At 49.8% G+C, this 3,786-nt stretch carries 7 protein-coding genes; all 7 read right to left on the reverse strand.

What is annotated here, in order from left to right; all coding sequences use genetic code 11:
- Nucleotides 1-63: 63 nt before the first annotated feature.
- Nucleotides 64-243, reverse strand: a complete 180-nt coding sequence (locus Xkoz_RS21905) for a hypothetical protein (protein ID WP_208615243.1) — start codon at nt 241-243, stop codon at nt 64-66.
- A gap of 142 nt (nt 244-385) precedes the next feature.
- Nucleotides 386-2,047, reverse strand: a complete 1,662-nt coding sequence (locus Xkoz_RS10100; protein ID WP_099142037.1) for a terminase large subunit — start codon at nt 2,045-2,047, stop codon at nt 386-388.
- Entirely contained in the window at nt 2,044-2,397 is a 354-nt protein-coding gene (locus Xkoz_RS10105) for a phage terminase small subunit P27 family (RefSeq protein WP_099142038.1), read from the reverse strand. The genes Xkoz_RS10100 and Xkoz_RS10105 overlap by 4 nt, the downstream gene beginning before the upstream one ends.
- 118 nt (nt 2,398-2,515) lie before the next feature.
- The gene (locus Xkoz_RS10110) at nt 2,516-2,941 is read right to left on the reverse strand and encodes an HNH endonuclease (RefSeq protein WP_099142039.1); all 426 of its coding nucleotides are present in this window, start codon (nt 2,939-2,941) and stop codon (nt 2,516-2,518) included.
- Entirely contained in the window at nt 2,941-3,243 is a 303-nt protein-coding gene (locus Xkoz_RS10115; protein WP_099142040.1) for a head-tail connector protein, read from the reverse strand. Before Xkoz_RS10115 ends, Xkoz_RS10110 begins: the two co-directional genes overlap by 1 nt.
- Entirely contained in the window at nt 3,240-3,575 is a 336-nt protein-coding gene (locus tag Xkoz_RS10120) for a phage head closure protein (protein WP_099142041.1), read from the reverse strand. Before Xkoz_RS10120 ends, Xkoz_RS10115 begins: the two co-directional genes overlap by 4 nt.
- A partial coding sequence (locus Xkoz_RS10125) for a phage portal protein (RefSeq protein WP_141554412.1) occupies nt 3,572-3,786 on the reverse strand: 215 nt, incomplete at its 5' end. The genes Xkoz_RS10120 and Xkoz_RS10125, both read right to left, overlap by 4 nt.

Consider the following 3,786-nt stretch of genomic DNA (forward strand, 5'->3'; position numbering starts at 1 on the left):
GCGCGGGCATCTTTGCCTATAGAGACGCCGGATAGATTTAAGCAAGCCAACCCGACATCAAAATCAGTGTTGCAAAAACGGGGGTGACCATAGATTTCTAACGTTATTCATTCCTGCTACCCCTTCCATTAATTGATCATTGATGGTGGCGATTCGGACAGGGTTTGCAATACCGGGACACTCATCCGGCGAGGCCGAAGCCTCCCCTGCCTGAACCGCCATAGAAAAGGCGAACGCAGGCACACTGGTAGAAACATCCTACCAGTGGAGTGTCTACAGGGTTGCAAATCCCTGACCATTGGATTTTGCCAATGGCTGGGCTACTTTAACCGATTGGTTTATCTGACTCAATAAGCGAATCAGTATAAACGCTTAACTTTTTTCGCTATATCCCATTAAACACCTTAAGGCGCTGCTGCTGTTCTTCACTTAAAGTAAACGCAAACTCTTCATGCTCAACCTGCCATGTACCAAAACTCATCAGGAACGCAATGGCGGGGTCAATCTTGTTCGCTGATTTCTTCTTGTTCGGTTTGATATTAGCGTTCGCGTCCGTTTCCATCACGACATTGGACATCGCCCAAGCGAGCACCGGATCACCGTTGTGACGTATAACCTCGCAATTAACAAAGACCTCAGCCGATTTTGCCACCGGGCTAAAACGCATATAGGTTTGTGGGAATGGCTCGACGTCCAAGCCTGCACCCTGTAATTGGGTGCGTAAGTGTGTAGCATTCCATGTATCAAAGCCGATGAGCTTAATATCAAACTGCTGGCTGTCTTTGAGAATGTCATCACGAATACGATCATAATCAATACAATCGCCTGTGGTGGTGCGTAACCAGCCCATTTGCACCCATTGACGATACACTGCCCGATTCTTATTAGCAGGGTTCTGTAACTGGGCTTCGGGCAGATAATGGCGAGTGAGTAATAACAGTTCGTTATCCACGGGGAAGGTGTAACAGATGCTGGTGATATCGCCTGTTGAGGATAAATCTAATCCGGCGTAACATTCCAAGCCTTTCAGGTCATTTTCATCGTATTCTGTCTGGCAGGCTTTCCATGCGCCTTCACCCATCCACGGCGTTTCCCCCTGACACCAGATATTAAAGCGTTTGGTTAACATCTCTGTCCATTGTGAGGGAATGCCACGGGCTTTCTGTATCGTGTCATGCAGTGCGTCACTGTCTACCGAGACATTGAGATTGGGGTTAGCCTTGATCCAAAGCGATTCATCATCAATCTCGTTCTCGTCGTCCAGTTCGTAGATCAGGGCAAACAGCGATGCGTTGTGTTCTTCCCCGTCCAGTATCTGACAGCAATAATCATAATGCTGTTTACAGGCGGATATCACGTTACTGCCCGCCGTGGTAATGGCAAACAGGACACCTTCGGGACGTGCGCCCATTCCCAATTCAAGGGCAGAGTACACGGCGTTATCGGGGTGCAAATGGTACTCATCGACAATGGCAAGGCTGGGGTTTGTGCCTTCAATGGTGGCGGCTTTGGCTGCCAGCGGCTTTAACAGGCTGTTACTCTTTGGATAGGTCACTTTGTGCTGTTGGATAGATACCCGTCTCTTGAACGGCTTTGATAACAGGCACATCTGGCGGGCATCATCAAAGACAATACGCGCCTGATCGCGACTCACGGCGGCGGTGTAGATATCCTGCTGTCCCAGTTCCATCACCAAGAACCAGTTCGCCAGTATCGCGGCCACGGTGGATTTGGCATTTTTGCGTGGCACCTGAATGTAAGCGCTGCGATATTTGCGGCGACCGGTCGCTTTGACCTTGAAGCCGAACAGGTTAGCAAAGGCGAATTGCTGCCACGGTTCAAGCATAATGGGTTTGCCCCGCAGGTGGCCTTTGACGTGCGGACAGTGACGGGAAAATGCAATAAACCGCGCCACAACCTCCGAATCAAACACATAAAGTGGGTTATTCAGGTCGTTAAGGTAGCGTTTTACCGCCTGTTTTACCCGTTTACAGGCCGGAATTGTGCCATTTTTGATATCAAAAGCGTACTGCTCCCATGCGTTCATAAGCGGTCTAGCTCGTCCTCTTCCTCCGTTTCCACCGGATTTTTACGCCGTGACACGGGGTCAAAGCCCAGCAATGACGACATTTTTATCATGATTTTTTCCGCATCGGCCTTGGCGCTCAGTGACGGATTGCGGCTTTCGCTGCCCTGACTGTTTACGATGCTAAAGCCCCGAATATCAAGGTCTGCCACCGCCTTGCGGTAAATGGCGTAGTTGACGCAATAGAGTTCCAGATTGTTCCAGTCGGCGGCGGTCAGATCTTCGCGTTCGCTCAAGGTCTTTGCTTTGGCTTTCCATTGACTGGCGGCAATATCATTTAAATAAGTGGGCGGTTTCGGTGCTCTTGCCATAATGTTCTCTATTCCTTTTGATTTATTTTCAAAAAAATTGCCGTGCGTAAAAATTGAAGGAGGGGGCGGTTCCGCTCAGAGGGGCATTTGTCATTTTTGCTACCCCCACCCCGTTATTTCATTTGGTTATTATTCTTGTGATAAATAATCGTGCTGCTTCCGCCTCCTGCTCCCGATAAGCTCCCTGTTTTCGCTTCGTTTTGGTTATCGGGTCTGTCTGTACCGTCTTACGGTTATGGCAGGCATGGCATAGAGCTTGATGATTGGATGCAAGCCAAAACAGCACATCCGCTTCACCCTGTATCGGGATGATATGATCCACAATGCTTGCAGGCGTGTAGCTGCCTTGCTGTAAGCAGTGGACACATAAGGGATAGGTTTTCAGGTATTGCAGCCGATAGTGTTCCCATCGGTTACTGTAGCCTCGCTCGGTACGTGTACCGCGCTGCCTGTCCTGTTCCCGCCGATGTTCCTTACACCGGCCTGATTTCACCCGCTGTTTACAACCGGGATAGTGACAGCGTTTTAACGGTTGCCACGGCATCAGTAGATCCCCACATCACGATAGACAGACCACAACGATTTGATAGTAAAAAGCACTTCTTTGAGTTCAACATCAGTCGCCATCTCCCGATTCTCATACAACAAACCGATATACAGCAGGCAACCCACTTTAATCGCCGGGGTAAAAGCCAGATCGTCACTAAACCGCTTACCAATATGTTGCTGGCAGACTTCAAGCGCGGCGGCGGCATAACCCATGAGCAAGGCATCATCAAGGGTATCGCTCTCATCCAATCGGCAATGTTGTTTGATTTCGTTCAAGGGAATTTCAATCTGGCTCATCGGAATATACCTCCCTTGCAAAGCAGCTCTAGGCGGGTGTGTTTCGCATCAGGGATCACCGCCACAATGTCGAATGCCGTCCCTCTGGTGTTTGCGCCGTGATAGGTAATGCTGTTCGCTGTGGTCACATCAGCACGATAACGCAGCCAGATACGCACGGTGGCTTCTGAGAACACTGCGCCGGATGCCACCAACTCCCGCCCACTAATGGCCTTGACTTCTGCCCAGACGGTGGCAACATCCACCCAGTTATTGATGACACCTCCAAACGAATCACGCGTACTTTCATTTTTACGAATAGTTATCCGATGCCGCAATCTGCCTGCTCTCATGCCTTGTTCTCCGTTTGTTTTTTTACTTCAACCGTTTGCTTCCATGCCTGACTAAATTCATCACCGCCCTCACGGGGTGATAATCCCTCGCGTTCGCGGGCTTCATTCGGTGACATCACACCGGATTTAATCGCCGTCTCATAACTCTGGAAGCGTTCTTTCGGATTGGCTCGCAGTAGGTCAGCGGTATCAAATTCAACTTGGTAGCGAA

The organism is Xenorhabdus kozodoii, from assembly GCF_002632875.1.
Classification (GTDB): Bacteria; Pseudomonadota; Gammaproteobacteria; order Enterobacterales; family Enterobacteriaceae; genus Xenorhabdus; species Xenorhabdus kozodoii.

Excerpts from the sequence above, each read along its gene's own strand:
- Xkoz_RS10100 (WP_099142037.1), bottom strand. The coding sequence starts at position 2,047 with ATGAACGCATGGGAGCAGTACGCTTTTGATATCAAAAATGGCACAATT.
- Xkoz_RS10105 (WP_099142038.1), bottom strand. The coding sequence starts at position 2,397 with ATGGCAAGAGCACCGAAACCGCCCACTTATTTAAATGATATTGCCGCC.
- Xkoz_RS10110 (WP_099142039.1), bottom strand. The coding sequence starts at position 2,941 with ATGCCGTGGCAACCGTTAAAACGCTGTCACTATCCCGGTTGTAAACAG.
- Xkoz_RS10115 (WP_099142040.1), bottom strand. The coding sequence starts at position 3,243 with ATGAGCCAGATTGAAATTCCCTTGAACGAAATCAAACAACATTGCCGA.
- Xkoz_RS10120 (WP_099142041.1), bottom strand. The coding sequence starts at position 3,575 with ATGAGAGCAGGCAGATTGCGGCATCGGATAACTATTCGTAAAAATGAA.